Source organism: Chloroflexota bacterium (assembly GCA_034717495.1).
Taxonomy (GTDB): domain Bacteria; phylum Chloroflexota; class Anaerolineae; order JAAEKA01; family JAAEKA01; genus JAYELL01.
The window spans coordinates 15,914-33,361 of the sequence record JAYELL010000084.1; the positions used below are offsets into that span (position 1 = coordinate 15,914).

13 protein-coding genes are annotated in these 17,448 nt (G+C 57.1%); 7 read left to right on the plus strand and 6 right to left on the minus strand.

Going from position 1 to position 17,448, the window contains the following annotated elements; translation table 11 throughout:
- The first annotated feature begins 47 nt into the window (after positions 1–47).
- The 5 genes from U9R25_15475 to U9R25_15495 all read left to right on the plus strand — a co-directional run bounded on the left by U9R25_15475 (position 48) and on the right by U9R25_15495 (position 5,452).
- On the plus strand, positions 48–1,094 hold the full coding sequence (locus tag U9R25_15475) for a metal ABC transporter substrate-binding protein (protein MEA3337298.1): 1,047 nt from the start codon (positions 48–50) through the stop codon (positions 1,092–1,094).
- 9 nt (positions 1,095–1,103) lie between these two features.
- Positions 1,104–2,003 (plus strand): metal ABC transporter ATP-binding protein, encoded by a 900-nt coding sequence (locus U9R25_15480; protein ID MEA3337299.1) that lies wholly within the window; start codon positions 1,104–1,106, stop codon positions 2,001–2,003.
- 78 nt (positions 2,004–2,081) lie between these two features.
- Positions 2,082–2,912, plus strand: a complete 831-nt coding sequence (locus U9R25_15485; GenBank protein MEA3337300.1) for a metal ABC transporter permease — start codon at positions 2,082–2,084, stop codon at positions 2,910–2,912.
- Between the two features lie 12 nt (positions 2,913–2,924).
- Positions 2,925–3,353: a Fur family transcriptional regulator gene (locus U9R25_15490; protein MEA3337301.1), complete on the plus strand. Its 429-nt coding sequence runs from the start codon at positions 2,925–2,927 to the stop codon at positions 3,351–3,353.
- Entirely contained in the window at positions 3,350–5,452 is a 2,103-nt protein-coding gene (locus U9R25_15495; GenBank protein MEA3337302.1) for a hypothetical protein, read from the plus strand. The genes U9R25_15490 and U9R25_15495 overlap by 4 nt, the downstream gene beginning before the upstream one ends.
- On the opposite strand, the gene U9R25_15500 is transcribed toward U9R25_15495, so the two are convergent.
- The 6 genes from U9R25_15500 to U9R25_15525 form a co-directional block, all read right to left on the minus strand.
- The gene (locus U9R25_15500) at positions 5,364–6,413 is read right to left on the minus strand and encodes a GDP-mannose 4,6-dehydratase (protein ID MEA3337303.1); all 1,050 of its coding nucleotides are present in this window, start codon (positions 6,411–6,413) and stop codon (positions 5,364–5,366) included. The two genes, U9R25_15495 and U9R25_15500, sit on opposite strands and share 89 nt — an antisense overlap.
- A 181-nt stretch (positions 6,414–6,594) precedes the next feature.
- Entirely contained in the window at positions 6,595–7,560 is a 966-nt protein-coding gene (locus tag U9R25_15505) for a glycosyltransferase family 2 protein (GenBank protein MEA3337304.1), read from the minus strand.
- A gap of 8 nt (positions 7,561–7,568) precedes the next feature.
- On the minus strand, positions 7,569–8,546 hold the full coding sequence (locus U9R25_15510) for a lysylphosphatidylglycerol synthase transmembrane domain-containing protein (GenBank protein MEA3337305.1): 978 nt from the start codon (positions 8,544–8,546) through the stop codon (positions 7,569–7,571).
- Between the two features lie 77 nt (positions 8,547–8,623).
- Positions 8,624–11,149 (minus strand): DUF2079 domain-containing protein, encoded by a 2,526-nt coding sequence (locus U9R25_15515; GenBank protein ID MEA3337306.1) that lies wholly within the window; start codon positions 11,147–11,149, stop codon positions 8,624–8,626.
- Positions 11,150–11,196: 47 nt separating this feature from the next.
- Positions 11,197–12,804, minus strand: a complete 1,608-nt coding sequence (locus U9R25_15520; GenBank protein ID MEA3337307.1) for a DUF6798 domain-containing protein — start codon at positions 12,802–12,804, stop codon at positions 11,197–11,199.
- Positions 12,805–12,930: 126 nt separating this feature from the next.
- Positions 12,931–15,447 carry a glycosyltransferase family 39 protein gene (locus tag U9R25_15525; protein MEA3337308.1) on the minus strand — a complete coding sequence of 839 codons (2,517 nt, stop codon included), beginning with the start codon at positions 15,445–15,447 and terminating at the stop codon, positions 12,931–12,933.
- Between the two features lie 158 nt (positions 15,448–15,605).
- Here U9R25_15525 and U9R25_15530 point away from each other — a divergent pair, with 158 nt between their 5' ends.
- Together U9R25_15530 and U9R25_15535 are read left to right on the plus strand one after the other, a co-directional pair.
- Entirely contained in the window at positions 15,606–16,247 is a 642-nt protein-coding gene (locus U9R25_15530) for an L-ribulose-5-phosphate 4-epimerase (protein MEA3337309.1), read from the plus strand.
- A gap of 338 nt (positions 16,248–16,585) precedes the next feature.
- The gene (locus U9R25_15535; protein ID MEA3337310.1) at positions 16,586–17,440 is read left to right on the plus strand and encodes a hypothetical protein; all 855 of its coding nucleotides are present in this window, start codon (positions 16,586–16,588) and stop codon (positions 17,438–17,440) included.
- The last annotated feature ends 8 nt before the right edge of the window (positions 17,441–17,448 follow it).

Consider the following 17,448-nt stretch of genomic DNA (forward strand, 5'->3'; position numbering starts at 1 on the left):
ATGGACCAGTTCACTAGTGATACTTAATCTCAACAATGGAGAGCGGAATGAATGCTGCTGGCCGGAAAAAACCTTTTATCAATCTGCTATTTTTCACAAGCTTGATTGCCTTGCTGGTGGCAAGCTGTTCGACGCCGGCCGGAGGTTCAATTGCTTCCGCTCCCCAAAGCAGCGAAGATCATGAACACGTTTCTGGCGCGGCAATTGAAATGCTTACACTGCCAATCCTGGAGCCAGCGGCTCTGAATGGCGATCTTTTGCAGGTAGTAGCAACGACCAGTATCATCGGCGACGTCGTACATCACGTGGGTGGTGAAAACATTGAGCTGACCACGCTGATGAAGCCCGGCCAGGACCCCCACAGCTTCGAACCGGCAGCGCAGGACCTGACGACGGTTTCAGCAGCCGATGTCATCTTTGTCAACGGCTGGAACCTGGAAGAAGCCCTCGTCTCCAATCTGACGGCCATCGGCCAGGACATCCCGCAGGTTCCTGTCTCAGCCGGCATTGCGCCCCTGGCGTTCGGCCAGGATGACGATGTCCTCGCCCACAACACAGCCGATCCCCATGCATGGTTCAGTGTCGAAAACGTAAAGCAGTGGGTGAAAAATGTTCAACAGGCCTTGACTGCCCTGGATCCGGACAACACACAGGCCTTCGAAAGCAACGCCAGAGAGTATCTGCTCGAACTTGAAGACCTCGAGCGTTATGCCGAAGCGGAGCTGGCACATATCCCGACCGGAAACCGATTTTTGGTTACCAATCACGACTCCCTGGGCTACTTTGCCGATGAATATGGCTTTGAGATCCTGGGCACAGTCATTCCAGGTGCCAGCACCCTGGCTGAACCCTCTGCCAGAGACATGGTGGGACTGATCAAGGTCATGCAGGCCCATGGCATCTGCACCATCTTTTCCGACAGCACCAACAGCGACGCCCTGGCGAAAACAGTAGCGGCCGAGTTGACCGGCTGCGATGATGTCCAGGTCCTGCCACTCTACACAGGGGCGACCGGACCTGCAGGCAGCGGCGCCGACAGTTATATTGGCATGTTTCGGGCGAATGTTGAGACGATCGCCCGTGGTTTGCAGTAGCAGCGCGCTTTGCCGGCTGAGCGCCTGGCAGAATACACTTTCTATCCTATGGATGACCTGGTACGACCGAGAGCCTATCGGGGCACGGTGCATACACTTGATGCACCAACCCTGGAGATGCAAAACGTATATGTGGCCTATGCCGCCGGAGGCAATGGTGCCACCGTAAACAAGGCGGAGCAGTACGCGCTGCAAGCTGTCTCCTTCCAGGCAGAGGTGGGAGAACAGATCGCAGTGGTCGGTCCCAATGGCGCCGGAAAGAGTACTCTGTTCAAGCTCATTGTGGGCACCATCAAACCGAGCAGGGGAACGGTTCAGTTGTATGGCCACTCCCCCGACAAGCATATCTGCATCGCCTACGTGCCCCAACGGAGCCAGATCGACTGGTCCTTCCCTGCCACAGTGGAGGATGTGGTGATGATGGGACGCGTCGGACGAATCGGTCTTTTCCGGCGTCCAAAAAAACAGGATTGGGAACTCGTCCGCGCCAGCCTGGACCGTGTCAACGCCAACCATCTTGCCCGGAAGCAGATCGGTGAACTCTCAGGCGGCCAACAGCAGCGGGTTTTCATCGCCCGGGCCCTGGCCCAGGAAGCGGAGCTATTATTGCTGGACGAGCCGTTGTCCGGCCTGGATTTACCCAGTCAGCAGGCCATCTTCAAGGTCCTGGAGAGCCTGCGCCCCGATGGGGTGACCGTATTGCTTGCGACTCACGATCTGACTCTGGCGGCGGAACGCTTCGACCGGGTGATGTTGCTCAACAGGCGTCTGGTTGCTTTCGATCGGGGACCCTCCGTTCTTACAGCGGAAAACTTGCTGGCTGCCTACGGCGGCCACATGCACCGCATCGACGAAGAGGGCGCCATGCTGTTGGCGGACACCTGCTGCGATCACGATGAGCCTCATTAAGCAATGAGCGTCCACTTGCCGGCCACCGTCTTCTGGCCCTCCAACACTCTGACATTCTGATAATCTGACACTCTGACAATGCACTGGCTACTCGAACCCCTTCAATACGATTTTATCGTCCGGGCCATGCTCGCGGCGATCATCGTGGGCATCGTCTGCTCGGTATTGGGAACCTACGTGGTCCTGCGAGGCATGGCCTTTTTTGGCGATGCCCTTGCCCACACCATTCTTCCCGGCGTGGTGATCGCTTTTTTGATCGGCTGGCCCCTGGCCATCGGCGCCTTGATCTTTGGCATTCTGACCGCGTTGGGCATCGGCGTATTGACGGAGCGAGGCACACTCAAGGAGGATACGGCAATCGGCGTGATCTTTGCCGCACTGTTCGCGCTCGGGGTTGCCCTGTTATCGATGTCAGGCAATTACACGGTCGACCTGGCTCACTTTCTCTTCGGCAATCTGCTTGGCGTCTCGACCACCGATCTGCTGGTAATTGCCGGACTGAGCGCAATCGTGCTGGTCACTGTTATTCTCTTTTACAAGGAATTCCTGGTCATCTCCTTTGATCCGATCCTGGCCATCACCCTGCGACTTCCAAGTACACTCCTGCGCTACCTCCTGCTGGTACTGATTGCTATCACCATCGTGACTGCCTTGCAGGTAGTAGGCATCGCCCTGATGCTGGCCATGTTTGTCACGCCTGCGGCGGCGGCCTCCCTGCTGACGCGGCGCTTGCCAGCGATGATGGGGGTCGCTGCGTTCATCGGCGCCCTTTCCGGCATTCTTGGAGTCTATGCGTCCTATTATCTCAACATCGCTTCGGGTGCAGCAGTGGTATTGGTCGCCACGGCGATTTTCCTGATCGTATTCCTGTTTGCACCGCAACGGGGCTACATCTGGCGGTGGGCATAAAAAGGCGATCTTATGACCAGTCAGGCTGAACAACTGACCAATGCGTTGGCAGACAACGACTACCGGATAACCCATGCCCGGCAGGCGATCATCAAGTGTCTGGTGCAAAGTGGCGGCCATATCAGCGCCGACGGTCTGGCAACGTTGGTTCGGGCGGATGCGCCGCATGTGGGGCGTGCAACCGTCTTCCGCACGCTGGAATTGCTCAGCGAATTGGGCATGATTCGGCCGGTATACCAGGGAACGGGAGCAGCCCACTATGTGCTGATGGATCGGGGAAGTCACCACCACTTGATCTGCTGTCGCTGTCACCAGGTCATCGAATTCGACGATTGCCTGGAACATGAGATCACTCAGGCGCTCGGCCAACGGTTCAGGTTCCAGGTTCAGAGTCATCTGCTTGAAGTGTTTGGTCTCTGTGAGGCCTGCTGGCGAGCATGAACAATAAACTCTTTGAGCATGCCAAAGCCCTGTCTCAGCGACAGCGGGAAATGTTCGCGCTGCTGCTCATTCTGATCGTCGCCACCCTCTTTCGCAGCTGGAAACTGGACCTTTTCCCGCCGGGCCTGTTTGGCGATGAGGCTGTCAATGGCCTCGATGCCCTGGATGTGCTGGCTGGACGCCCGCAGGTCTTCTTTCCCGCCAACTATGGCCGGGAAGGGCTGCACATGTTGGTGCTTGCGCCGTTTATCCAGGTTTTTGGCCCAACGGCCCTTGCCCTGCGCCTTCCCTCCGTCATCGCTGGCGTGCTGACAGCCCTCGCCACCTATTGGTTGGGGCGTGAACTCTTTGCCCGCACCCGCTGGCGGGGTGTCCTGGTGCCTCTCCTGGCCGCCCTGTTTCTCAGCACAAGCTACTGGCACGTCCATTTCAGCCGTTTTGGCATCCGTGGCGTGTTCACCCCTCTGATGGCTGCCCTGGCCTTCGCTGCGTTCTGGCGTGGCGCCAACCAGATCGGCGCCAGGACAGGGCATCCTTATCTCTGGTTTCCGCTGGCAGGTGTGTTCCTTGGATCAGGTGCCCACTTCTACACCGCCAGCCGGCTGGTTCCGATTTTCCTCGGACTATTTCTTTTGGCACAATGGGTACTGGTTTGGCTGATCGATCGCGCCAGCCATCGACAACCAAGCCATCCGCCGCTGCTCAGGAACGCTTTTTGGCCATTGGTCGCCATGTACGGAGTGGCGGCGATAGTATTCGCCCCTCTGGGACTTTTCTTCCTGCGCAACCCCGGTAGTCTAACCCAGCGGGCTGGCGCGGTCTCCCTGTTCAACCCCGAAATCAGCGCTGGTGACCCGCTGGGGCTCATGTGGCAGGCGATCAGCGCCAACTTCCTGCAGTTTTTCATCCCCGGAGCAGGCGATCAGGCCATCTTCTATAACCTGCCAGGCCGTCCTGTGTTTGACCTGGTAACAGCCTTCCTGCTCGGCGCGGGAATCCTGATCTGCCTCTGGGCCGTATGGCGGGGATCGTCGCCCAATCTCTTTCTGCTAATGTGGTTTCCATTGATGATGGTGCCCACTTTTCTGGCGGTGGACCGATTCCCCACCCTGCCCCGAGCGCTGGCAGTGATGCCCGGTATCTTTTTCTTCCCGGCCCTGGCGCTGGGAGAATTCCTGCGCCAGGGCCGCCAATCAGGCCAACGAGCCTGGCTTGGCCGGTTGGCCGCTATTCTGCTGGTGCTCGCGGTGGTTTGGCATGCCAGCCTGACCTGGAGAGACTACTTTTTTCGCTGGGGTCCCTCCCCGGAAACCTTTGATTCCTTCGAGGGAGATGTGGCTGAGACTGCACAATGGTTGGAGACACGGCCGGATGCTGAGGTCTATCTGTCAACCGACATCTACCGTCACCCCACGTTTGTGTTCCTCCATGAACAGGTGCCGCTCACCGAGTTCCTGACCTACACCAATCCACAGGTCCACCAGTTCGACGGCCGCAACAGTCTCCCGTTACCATCGCAGGATCAGGAAGCCACCTACCTGTTTACCCACAATGCCGGGCCGGACCAGACCTTGAATCTGTTGCCAGGTTGGCAAGGTTTTTCAAGCATGGAGTCGACACCCGGCCCCGGTCAGCCTGCTCTGCAGATAGCGCGATTGGCACCGGCGACAGCGGCGACCGACCCACCAGCAGGTCTCAGCGACGACGCCCTCTTCCCTGTGGATATCGCCTTTTCTCCGGCTTTGCGGCTGGCTGGTGTTTGGCAGGAGCAGACGAAAGAAGACGAAACGACGCTCTTCCTGCTCTGGGATGTGGCAGGCCCCCTGCCGGGCCAGTATCATGGTTTACAGGTTCAGGTGGGATTACAATCGTTGGGCGAAGTGGAGCAATTGACTCAGGCCAGCAGCGAACTGACCTACCGGCCAACCGAGTGGGCAGCTGACGGTCAGGTTTTGTCCTGGTCGCGTGTGCCGCTGCCCCCGGAGATTCCTGAGGGAACGCAGTGGGTAATCAGGGTAGTTGATCGGGCAACCGGTGTTCCCCTTCAGCCGGAAGGGGCTGACAAGGAGGGTTGGGTGCTGCTTCCACCTGGCTTCTAATGTGTTGCCACTGCCGGGTCAATCCCTCTTCCAGGCTGAGTTGGGCCTGAAAGCCCAGGTGTTGCCTGGCCTGGGCTGTGTCGGCCCACGTATCCCGCACGTCCCCGGGCTGGTGGGCCAGGTAGCGCACATGTAACTCCTGACCGGTGATCTGGGCCACCAGGGATAAGACCTCGCGGATAGATGCCCGCGAACCGCCGGCAATGTTGAAGCGCCGGCCCCGTCCGTCAGCAGAATCACGCCCGGAGTGAAACAAGTCTGCGGCCAGCCGAAATGCCCTGACGACGTCGCCGACATAGGTGAAGTCGCGGGTCTGGGTGCCATCGCCGTAAATGGTGATCTCCTGCCCAACCCTTTGAGCAGTAAGGAAGCGCTGGAAGGCCATATCGGGACGCTGGCGAGGTCCATAGACCGTAAACAGGCGTAGCGAGACGGTGGGCAGACCGTGGACCGCCGAATAGAGTCCACACAGGTGCTCAGCCGCCAACTTGGTGACCCCATAGGGACTCACCGGCGCAGGCACCATATCCTCCTGCAACGGCATCGTGGGAAGGTTGCCGTAAAGAGACGAAGAAGAGGCGTAAACCACAGGGACGCCACCTGCCTCAAGGGAACTCTCGAGCAGGCGCTGAGTTGCCAGGATGTTGTTACGTGCGTAGACCTCAAACTGTTGGCCCCAACTTCCCCGGACCCCTGGCTGCCCCGCCAGATGATAGACCAGATTTACTTCCTTGAAAATGGCAGGCAGATCGGCCTGCAACAGATCGGCCTCGATGAAACGAAAACGGGGTGACGCCAGGGCGTCCGCCAGGTTGGCCCCCTTGACCTTTCGATCATAATAATCGGTAAAGCTGTCCAGGCCGATGACCTGATGCCCATCTGCGAGCAAGGCGTCACAGAGATTGGAGCCGATAAAGCCGGCCGCACCGGTCACCAAAACCGGTTGATTGATTTCGTCCATTGTCAAAGATTCCCTATCCATATTTCAGATTTGATCTCCCTTTCGAACCTGGACAAGCCAGATAAACGCTGATTACGCAGACCTCCGGTGCTGATCTTATCCGATGTCTGATCAGCGTTTATCTGCGTTGATCCCTTCGGCTACGCTCAGGACAGCGCAGCGGTCATGCTTTTTTTTCAGGTTACGTCGAGGCCTCGGGCTCCGGTCCCAGGCGCTCGCGAACAACGTAGATAGGTTTGTCCTGGGACTCGAAGTAGGTGCGCGTGATCATCTCGGCCAACAGCCCCATGCTGACCATCTGCACACCCAGGATCACCAACATTACCGCCAGTAGCAGGAGGGGACGGTCGCCAATGTCCTGCTCCAGTGCAAACTTGGCGAATGTCAGGTACAGCCCTATCAGAAACCCCAGACCGAAGGATATCAAGCCCAGGCCGCCAAAAACATGCAACGGCCTGGTGGAGTAACCCAGGAAGAAGCGCACAGCGATCAGGTCGAGGAAGACCCGAAAGGTACGGCTGATACCGTACTTGCTTGTCCCGTGAAGCCGGGCGCGGTCGTTCACCGGTACTTCGGCCACCACCACGCCCATCCAACTGGCCAGCGCCGGGATAAAACGGTGCAATTCGCCGTACAGGTTGATGCCCTTGACTACCTCGTTGCTGTAAGCCTTCAGGGAGCAGCCGTAGTCGTGCAAAACGACGTCCGTTGCATCGGAGATCATCCGGTTTGCGATGATGGAAGGCAGGCGGCGGGTCAGAAAGGGTTCTTTTCGGTCAACGCGCCAACCGCTGACGATATCATAGCCTTCAGCCATCTTGTCCAGCAGCTTGGAAATGTCTTGTGGATCGTTCTGAAGATCGGCATCGCTGGTGATGACGATGTCCCCTCGCGCGGCGTCGAAACCGGCAGCGAAACCGGCTGATTGTCCAAAATTGCGGCGAAAGCGTATGATTTGCCAGCGAGGATCGCGCTCATGAATATCCCGTAGCAGCGAAAAACTGTTGTCAGTGCTGCCATCATCGATCACGATCACCTCGTAGGGCCGGCCGATTTGGGTCAAGGCCGCGGTCAACTCGTCATACAGAGGCTGGACATTATCCGCTTCATTGTAAAGGGGAATTACGATTGAGAGTTCCGGATTCATCTTGTTTTTTACGTCGTTCCTCGAACCCGCCGCAGTCCTTGGGTCAGGTAGAGAATCCCGCCTATCAACCCGGTGCCTACGGTGATGACGTAGACGCCCAGGGAAAGGGCCAGGGCACTCGATTTGGGTACGCCGATACTGCTAAGCAAGGCAACATAGGTCAACTCGCGCACGCCAAGGCCACCAAATGCTGGCAGCAACAGCGCTACGGAGGTCAACGGCACAAAAACCAGGTAGGCCGTCAGCGACAGATGCAGGTCCAATCCCTGCGCGATGGCCATGTTCCAGCCGATCAGAAGCAGGTTAAAAACCAGGGAAATCAGCAGGACCTTAGCAATGCCGGCCGGCGTGTAGTGCGTCAGGGCAGAGGAGATGGTCGGAAGCCCCGACTTTTGTACGACCCGACCAAAGAGATCCTCTCGCTCCTGCCAACGCTGCCACCAGGGGCGAGTTAGAGCCCAGGCTGCCACCAGGCCGCCGAAAAACAGGGTGCCAATTACAATCAGTACCTGGGGCGGAGCGACGGCTGGCTGCAACAGACCCGCGGTCAAGCCCATTGCCAGTAACACCATCAACCCCATATAACGATCGACCAGCACGCTGTTCAATACCGGTCCGGGCTGGTGGGTATCCTGGGAAAGCTCCACAACCCGCACTGCGTCTCCCCCGAAGCCGGTCGGCAAGATGACGTTGAAGAATCCTCCCACGAAATACCACATCGTCAACTCATTGAGAGGGCGGTGTACCCCCAGATCGTTCAACAGGACCTGCCATCGGGCGGCTCGAACGACGACACCCAACAGAAACAGCGCGAATGCGACGCCGAGCCATGCCAGATCCATGCGGGATAACGCATCTTTTAACTCGTGCCACCCAATCTGGCGCAGGACAATAGTCAGGAAAGCAATGCTGATCGCCACCTGAACGACGCCACGGATGTGTTTTCGACTAATGGGCAGGCGCCCCGGCTTATCATCGGGAGTCATGCTTGTAGTGTACTGCAAAGTGAAGAGGAATACCAGAATCCACCGAAGCGCGGAAGGTGCCTCACAACTTGCACAGCTTAAAAGAGCCCATCCAGACCAAGAACCGGCAGTAACAGAGCATCGGACCCATCATCCAACAGCAGCCGTTCCCCGGTGGAGGGCCGATAGAGGCCCAAATGAATTGTGTAATCACCAGAAGGAGCGTCGGGCGGGATCGACAGGCGATGTCTGTCAGGGACGATGTCAGCAACCCGCCACCGAGAGGTGGGATAGCCGGCCATGTCTGGTGGGGCATCATGCTGCCCCACCAACCTGCCCTGGTCGTCGACCACGTGAACGAAGACGGTGTAATCGGTATCGATCTCTTGCTGAGTTCGCCAGTAAAGGGTAACCTCCAGACCTTCGCCTGAACGTATCCTGCGCGGGCTGATGTCGTATCCGAGCAACTGTATTCCGTTGATCCAATCACGCTCGGTGGAGTAAATACCTCGGGGCAGCTCGAATTCGCTCGCTGGCTCAATGGGCACAGGCATTTCACCGACATCAGTTCGAAAGCTCATCAATTCCACCAGAGTATCTTCGTCGGCAAGCCGGTAACGGGCGGTGGGTTCGTCAAGGATCTCCGCTTTCAGACGCGCACTCACATCCCATGCTTCCTTATCCGTTAAGACAGCCACAGCCACGCTGTATTCGTCGTATTGTGCCGTCCACCAGGGCATGTTCCGCATCGGTACGGTGACTGTATCGGTTACCGGCCATCTCGATGTAGGATACCAGAACTGGAGGCCTGGTTCCCAACGATAATCAGGTCCGCCCACGACCTCCCCGTTCGCATCCAGCAGGTAGAGCGCGATTTGATAGTTCTCCTCCAACGGTTCCAGCGTTTGCCAATAGAGATCGAACTGGAGCGGGGTCTGGGGCATCTCAGTACGCCGAGCGGCACTGACATCGAATCCGATCAGGCGCAACACATCGCCGAAGACGATGTCTACAGGATACTCAGGCTGCACCTGGGGGTTCCCCCGGTCATCCAACGGGATCCGGGCGAAGCCAAAGAAGTCATCGGTCAGGTTGAGATCGGAAGATTTCCCTCTTTCCAGTAACAAATACCCATCCTCCGCATGCACCAGACCGAACTCATCGCCGTTGAGAATCTTTCTGGTTATTCCATACAGGCCTCCGCCAACATTTTCGAAGTCGGCCAGATCCACAAATATGACATCGGCACCGTCGATGTAAGGATAACGAAACAGGGTTTCACGGCCGCTCACCTGAGGATTCAAATAGCGCTCGGCCGACACCGCTACATCGACCGGTATCTCATTAGCAATCCTGTTGCCCAATCGATCGTGCTCGGTAACCTGATAGGGTTCAAACGCCCGAGCCAACGGTGTATAGCCGTGATAATATTGGTAATAGGCCGTCGATACCAACACGACAAAGACCAAGAGCAACGCCACTGAGCGCTTTGAAAGTCTTGACCGTTTTGCCGCCATCCCCGCCAGCCAGGCAGTTCCCAAAATAGCTGAAATCATCACACCGGGCACCAGAGGGGCCGTGTAGTGATACTTTTGCACGAAATGCATCGGCTCGTGGTCGCTCAACAGGTTGATCGCCAGGTCGGGAAAGGAAAAGGCCATGGTCAGGGGGTTAAGGAAGGAAAGAAAGGCAACCGGCGTGTAGAGATCGATCAGGTAGTCGATGTTGCGTGCGGAAAACGCCTTTGCCAGGAGCCCCTCAATTGAACCTGACCCAGCTGCTTCGCTCGGGGTATCGCTGATCAAGTGTTGAAAGTAACTCAGATAGGGTGAACCACCTCCTTCAAATGAAGGAATGATCACGAAGACTGCCGCGAAAAACCAGATGATTGCCACCATCGATAGGGCCAGGCCATGGCGCGCCGCGAGCATCGCAAGAAACGACCGCTGGGAGGATTCGGAATCAATTTGAGCGGAGGATCCAGAAAGACTGCTTTGCCGCATGCCCTGGATGATGAAAAAGAGGCCAATTACAAAGACTGTGAGGGGAATCTCCTCCTTGGTGGCCATGGCGAGTATGGCGAACACCCATAACAGCCACCAACGGCCCGCCTGGCCGTAATAGAAGGCAAAGAGCAGCAGTGGAGCAGCCAATGCCACGGCATGGAATTCCCAGAGATTGGCTGCCTGCAGTCCGGGAAAGAGCAGATAGACGGCCGCAAAGGCGATGCCAGCGACCCGGCTTTCGAGATGATCACGGGCAAGCCAATAGACAGGCCAGGCCCCCAGGGCAAGGATCACCGTCTGAAGAACCAGCAGGGTCTCCGGCTTCTGCCACAGTGCATAGATGGGCGCAATGAGGAAGTAGATCGGCTCGACATGCATAGCGAGCCGACTGTCAGTAGCCAGAGACAGTTCAACGCCCCGCCAGTTGGTGAAAAAAAGTGGACGACCACGCACCGTGTTCCAGAAAGCCTGGTTCACATTTCCCAGATCGTAGGCCTGACTGTGATGCGACTGATGTCGGGTTACCGACAACCAGATGAACAATGCGCTATAAGTCAGAATCAGCAACCACACTACAGCACGGGCCACTGCGGGATCGACCTCAAAACGGCGCTTCATCCTGTTTGCTTCAATCCTCTCCGGTCATCATTCTACCCTGACCGGACCTATTGCTCGGTTCCCTCAACAAGGGCAACACGATAGTGCTCATCCCGAAACAGTTCAATCAGACCGGGACATCCGTCCGGGACCTGGCTATGTTCAAGAACCACATGGGTGATCCCGTGGCGCCCGGCCAGATCACCAAGCTTTTCGCAACTCGGCTGCTGGTAGAAGTCGTCGGCGGAAACAATCCGCTTCTGCCATTCGACAACTTCTACATCCTTGTAGGGATGGGATTTCCAGGTAATGAACTGAGGCGCTCCGGTCTCCAGCCGGAACTCCATGATATTCGTTGGGGTCAGGTAAAGCTGACCCGGGGCCCTCGTGCTATGCACGTATTCCAACATGGGGATTCGAACATTCGCGCGGCGCTCCTGGAAACCGTCGCGCGTGGCCACGCTGCCCCGGTACACCAGCAAAACCAGCCACAGCAAGCTAAGCGCGATGATTATCCACTCAAAACGTGCCACGAACCTCGGAAAGCGCTGGAAGAGGATAGCTATCAACCACGCCACGATCATCGCACTGGAGAGAGGTACCAACAGGGCCGAGATTCGCCAGGGAGCGATGAAGGCCAGGCTATCGCTTCCGGTCAACACCTGCGCCACCGTGCCCAGAACGGCAACCGAAGAGGCCAGCAGCATGATGGGAAAAAGACGAGAGCGACGCACCAGCACCAATGCAACGACCACGACAGCCAATTTGACCAGCACGGTATTGTCGAACCAAATGGCTGGCAGGGAATGATGAGGGATGCGGAAGTTGACGATGATGTCCTGGGCCTGCTGCCACACCTTCGGAGACGTCGGCGCGAAGAGCACACTGCTGTAGATCACGGCGGGTGCCACCACCGCCAGAGAGAGCAGGCCAGTGATCAAGGCGGGGCGTATTGCATTCCGCAGCCCGCGCCCCGCACGCCAGCCATCAACCAGGATGATGAGCATATAAGAGAGGGTCAGCGTCGCCGATGTGGGGAGATATGCTGAATGAAACACGCTCGCCAGGGCTGCCAGCACGACTGCCCAATAGCTGCGGCCAATCAGAAAGAGATAGATAGAGGCGACAAGCAATACCCCAAAGGTACTGGGCTGAAAAATGGGATTTAACAGATATTGGCCGGCTACTCCCGCGTGCAGAAGCCATCCCAAGGTAGCATCCTTTACCTCAGTGATATCCAGTACCTCATAGGAAAAGGGAGGCAGCAGCCTGGCATGCAGGGCAATGATCACGACAGCGAAGAGGATCAACCCGGCACGCGTCTGCTTCAACGGGAAGACCTCGCCAGCGATGCCGGCGATGCTGGCCAGGTAGACACCCAGAAGCAGCGCGTGGTAGAGGTAAAAAATGAAGAGAGGCAGGATGCTACTGGTCAGACGCACCAACCAGCTGAATGCTGGAAGGGGATCCAGGGTGTTGGCCAGCCAATCCTCACCCAGGTAACCGAAGCCTGCGCCGGCCAAACCGTGAAGGAACTTGGTGTTCTGGTTTCCAGAAAAGAGGGGCCATTGGGTATAGGCAAGGCCGAAAGCTGCTGCCCAGAAGAGAAAAAGGACAAGCAGCGGCAACCAGCGCCTGTTGAAATCCAAAGTCTTCTCGTTTTTTTCGTTCGTCATGTCACATCATGGTGTCGACAGGCTCAAGAGTAGGCCCGGCATCAAATTGATCCCTGCATCAGCAAGGAGAACTTTGCGGCCTATCATCATTCCTCAGACCTTCGAGTCATCATATCGTATGCGTCCTTATTCGCCCAGACTCGCCAGAAGAAGGCGCTCGTCGGGCACCAGCTGGCCTGCCACACTGAGGGGAAGCCGCTGACCATCGGGCAGGTAGGCGCCGACGAAGACGCGGTAGACAGAAGATGTCTCATCGCCCGGAAGAAGGGGAAGTCGTATCCTGTGCCGAAGAAGCGTATCGGTCGGCCAAACAGCTTCAACCTGATTGGGCATGGCGCCCAGTATGCCGTCCCGCTGGGACACAATCGTATCGTTTTCATCCACCACGTGCACAAAATACTTGATGCCCTCGGGCGGCGACCCCAGGTTCTGCCAGAGCAGTTCCAGATCGAAATGATCTCCCTCAACATCCATGCGATGGCCCAGGAATCGCACAGCATCGCCGAAGAGAATCGTTTCGCCCGGGGGATCGATCTCCAGGTCGGTGACTTGATGCCGGCGGGCAGGCAGAATGTCAACCGTGTCAAGCGCAAAGGGCTCTCCCGCCACAGGCGCTATCTCCAACCGATACCTGCCAGCCAGCAATCCAACCGGGGGATGAAGCATCAATGTTTGAGCGATCGCCGGTTGTTCCAACCAGCCGCTCACAATGGCACTCTTTTCATCAAGCGCGGGCGCGACAGCCGTGGCCCAGACATCACCCGCCACATCCTTCATCCAGATCGAGATTGAAGGCAACCCGGCAGCGCCTCGCGACAGATGCCCGGCGTCCCAGAAAAGAGTCACCGGCAGACCCGATGCCGGATCATGCTCCCCAACGGTCCAGCCGGTGAGGGTCAGGCCAGGTGCCAATTCGCGCACGGTCGTGTGCTCGAATGGTTTGGGCCAGGAATAGACCTCCGCCAATGGTACGCTTCCGTTTGAGCTGGTCATGATCGGCTTTCCCAACAGCGCCAAAACGCTGCCATCGAGCCTGTCGCGTTGCATCTGATTGACGTAGGTGACCACGAAATCTACATCTTTGGCGTACAGATCTGCCGCCGTGGGCAGATCGTAGTACGAGTCATAGCTCTCGCCATCGAAAAAGGCGCCGAACACATTGCGTCCATACCAGGAAGCCACCCGTTTATCTGCAGCGTTATCCTGTTGATTCAGGAAATCGGCCGCCTCCTCCAGGCCCTCGCCCCAGCCGACCACCATGGTTTTTTCGGCTGTGCGGATACCGCCGACCAGCGGATTGTAAGCAGTCAGGTAAGTGGGCAGATTTACCAGGGCCGACCAGGCCTGGCCTGCTATCAGAGCGACTCCCAACGCCACCGCCAGCCAACAGTGTCCATTGTTGAAATTGGCTGGTCGGCCCTTCTCACCCGACTTTGTCGGAAAGAGTCGCATCAGCCAGACAATCGCGGCGGTCCCTCCCCAGGCCGCCAAAATATCCAACGATGGGAAAACGGGCAATAGATAGCGATCGAATTTTTTGTCGCCAAAGCTAAGTATGGTGCCGAACCAGAGCACATACAGTGCAAGCCCGGCCATTGTGGTCCTCTCGAAACCCTGCATCCCGCGGCTCTGATCGGGGGATATGGAATCCGCAGCCTCGCCAGATCCCGGGCGCAACCATCCAATCACGCCCACCACCAGAGCGAGTAGCAGACCAATGGCAGTGACCACAGTTGTTCGCAGCAAGAGCGCGGCTGGATAGAAAAGATAGCCGGGGTCTGCCACCGGTTGGCCCAACCAGAAGTTCCCCAGTTCGTGGCCAACACCACCATAGGTGGTCATCAGCGATACCACACGGTCGGTGGTTGCCAGCGGCGCTATCCACAACGATGGCCAACCCGCAATGATGACAAGGAGTGTGGGCAGCCCCACTGCCACCAGGTCAATAGCAGCCTCGCCCAACCAGGTTGTTGCCGGCTGTTTGGATCGGCTGCGCCAAAAGAGGATCCAACCCAGCATCAGAGGACCCAGCACCAGCGCCGGTGACTTGGTCAGAATTGCCAATCCCATAGCCAAGCCACTGAACAGGTGATAGCGGCGTTTGCCTGTTCGTGTTGCCACCAGCAGGGCCACCCACGCGATTGTCATGAAGGTAGTCAACAAGGCATCCATCTGCAGCACCCGGCCGTGGCTCAGAAGAAAAGGGTCAAATACGATGAACGCAGCAGCCAGAATAGCTACCCACTCGCGCATGAGCTTGCGCGAAAGCAGATAGATGAGAACAACCCCCAGCGAGGTTAACAGGGCCACCGGCAGGCGTAGCCACGGAAGAAAATCGAGGCGCACGGGATCGTCCAGCAGCATCTGGGCTGCATCTCGCAAAGTATCCGCTCCGGCTGGCGGGGCAATGAGCCCTTTTGCGACCAGACCAGCCATGCCCGCCCAACTGGTGGTGACACCAGGATGACCGCTAACGTTGGTCGCGGCCCAATCCTGATCTTCCATAGCCTGGAGAAATATTGCCGAGTGCACAGACCACACCGACTCATCCGGGGTCAGAAAACCATCCAGATGGGGCAAGCGCAAAAGAAGGCTGGCGACGAAGATCAGCAGCGCAACAAGTGCCACAGTGATGCGACTCATGACACCCATGATACACGCAACGGACGGAAAGGTGAATTGCGGGGATTAGGCTCGGAGAAAATGGATTTGAAAGCTTGGCCGGTCTGAAGTAAAATGGGTGATACCTGGTCGCCATTGGCCTCCCTGTGGCGCCCTTTGCAACAAATGTAAGGAGAGACATGCTCGATCAACTCAAAGAAGAACTGTATCAATTGCACCTTGAACTTCCCAAAAACGACCTGGTGAAGTGGACTGGTGGCAATGTCAGCGCCCGGGACCCGGAGTCTGGTTTCGTGGTGATCAAGCCCAGCGGTATCCGATACGAACACTTGCAGCCGCAAGATCACGTTGTCCTTGACCTGGAGGGTGATGTGATCGAAGGCAGGCTGAAACCTTCTTCCGACACGGCGAGCCATCTGTATATCTATCGCCACCGTCCAGACGTCAACGGGGTGGTTCACACCCACTCCCCCTACGCTACCGCTTTCGCCGCTGTAGGCAAACCGATCCCATGTTGCCTGACTGCCATTGCCGACGAGTTTGGCGGGCCGATTCCCTGTGCTGGATTTGCCTTGATCGGTAGTGAGGATATCGGCAGGCAGGTTCTCGACAACATTGGCACATCCCAGGCTGTTTTATTGCAGCAACATGGTGTCTTCACTATCGGAAAAACTGCTGAATCAGCGGTCAAAGCTGCTGTGATGACCGAAGATGTTGCCAAAGCAGTCTGGTTGGCCATGCAATTGGGTCAGGTCAGAGAAATAGCGCCTAAGGATGTCGCCAGGCTGCACGACCGTTACACCAATGTCTACGGACAGTAGCCTATGGCGACACGGAAACCATCAAAGCATCAGTTTTGATCGTCAACACATCGAAGATTCTTCTGCAGCACCTGTTCAAAACCCTTGTCGTGGGCGAGGTCTTTCCAGATTGACCTGGCGCGTGGCACCTGTTTCAGATTGTGCACCGATCAATGATTTTCGAATACTCCAAATCGCACAGTCTATGGTATAATATGGCCTATAGGCGCTTGGGCCCCGGGTGCTCAAGCTAGATGTCGGTTATAACCCGATCGTATCGCGTCCCTCAGTTGCGATCGCCGGGTTGTAGTTTTCCTTTTTCCTACCTTAACTGAATCGAAATTGCACAGGAGGCAGAAATGGATTCTCAGAGCTGGCTAGCCATGAACTGGCAGCCCCTTCTCATCGGTGGAGTGATCGGCCTGATCCTGGGTTGGTTGTTCACCTGGCTTTCTTACCGCGGCCGCGTCAGCGACCTGGAGGCCCAGGTGAGTTCGCTCAACAGCAAGCTACGCAACGCTGAAAAAGACCTTTCCGAAGCCCAGCGCCAGGCCAAGGTCCTTGAAGGCAACGTAAACGACGCAGAAATCACGGCGTCGGAAGCACGGGCCGAGCTCGTGGCCACCCAGAGAGACATGCAATCGTTGACGGTAGAACATGAAGAGGTCCAGGCAGAAGCCGCGAACCTGAGGTCCCAGTACAGCGAGTTGCAGGACAACTCTGTTCTGCTTATTTCCCAGCAGGACGCGATGGAAGGGGAACGATCGACGATCGACGATCAGATAGCAGAAACGCTGGCCGAGACAGAAACCCTCAAGGCCAATCTGGAGGAAACGTCGGTCGAACTGGCACTATGCAGGGAAGAAAATGTTGTCAGCAAGGAAACCCTGGACAACAAGGAGATTGCTCTCAACGAAGCATACCTGCGTGCCGCCAATCTCCAGCGCGAGGTGATGGAGCAACAACGCCTCCTGGCAAGCACCGAGAGCGAATTGAGAGAACTACGCAGCAACGTATCCGTCCTGACAAGCCTCAATGCCGATTTGGAGTCCAATCTGGAGAACGCTCGGGGCGAAGTGGCTGGTGAACTGGCACTGCTCACCTCCACCATGTTGCGCATGAAGGAAGATGAGCTAGCAGACGCCAATGTACGCATCGCCGCCTTGACCAGCGAACTTGAGATGCTAACAGGCAACCCCAGCACCTCGGAGTGAGGACAGCC

Bases quoted from the DNA above. Each gene is read 5' to 3' on its own strand.
- U9R25_15475 (MEA3337298.1), top strand. From the start codon at position 48: ATGAATGCTGCTGGCCGGAAAAAACCTTTTATCAATCTGCTATTTTTC.
- U9R25_15485 (MEA3337300.1), top strand. From the start codon at position 2,082: ATGCACTGGCTACTCGAACCCCTTCAATACGATTTTATCGTCCGGGCC.
- U9R25_15490 (MEA3337301.1), top strand. From the start codon at position 2,925: ATGACCAGTCAGGCTGAACAACTGACCAATGCGTTGGCAGACAACGAC.
- U9R25_15495 (MEA3337302.1), top strand. From the start codon at position 3,350: ATGAACAATAAACTCTTTGAGCATGCCAAAGCCCTGTCTCAGCGACAG.
- U9R25_15500 (MEA3337303.1), bottom strand. From the start codon at position 6,413: ATGGACGAAATCAATCAACCGGTTTTGGTGACCGGTGCGGCCGGCTTT.
- U9R25_15505 (MEA3337304.1), bottom strand. From the start codon at position 7,560: ATGAATCCGGAACTCTCAATCGTAATTCCCCTTTACAATGAAGCGGAT.
- U9R25_15510 (MEA3337305.1), bottom strand. From the start codon at position 8,546: ATGACTCCCGATGATAAGCCGGGGCGCCTGCCCATTAGTCGAAAACAC.
- U9R25_15515 (MEA3337306.1), bottom strand. From the start codon at position 11,149: ATGAAGCGCCGTTTTGAGGTCGATCCCGCAGTGGCCCGTGCTGTAGTG.
- U9R25_15520 (MEA3337307.1), bottom strand. From the start codon at position 12,804: ATGACGAACGAAAAAAACGAGAAGACTTTGGATTTCAACAGGCGCTGG.
- U9R25_15525 (MEA3337308.1), bottom strand. From the start codon at position 15,447: ATGAGTCGCATCACTGTGGCACTTGTTGCGCTGCTGATCTTCGTCGCC.
- U9R25_15530 (MEA3337309.1), top strand. From the start codon at position 15,606: ATGCTCGATCAACTCAAAGAAGAACTGTATCAATTGCACCTTGAACTT.
- U9R25_15535 (MEA3337310.1), top strand. From the start codon at position 16,586: ATGGATTCTCAGAGCTGGCTAGCCATGAACTGGCAGCCCCTTCTCATC.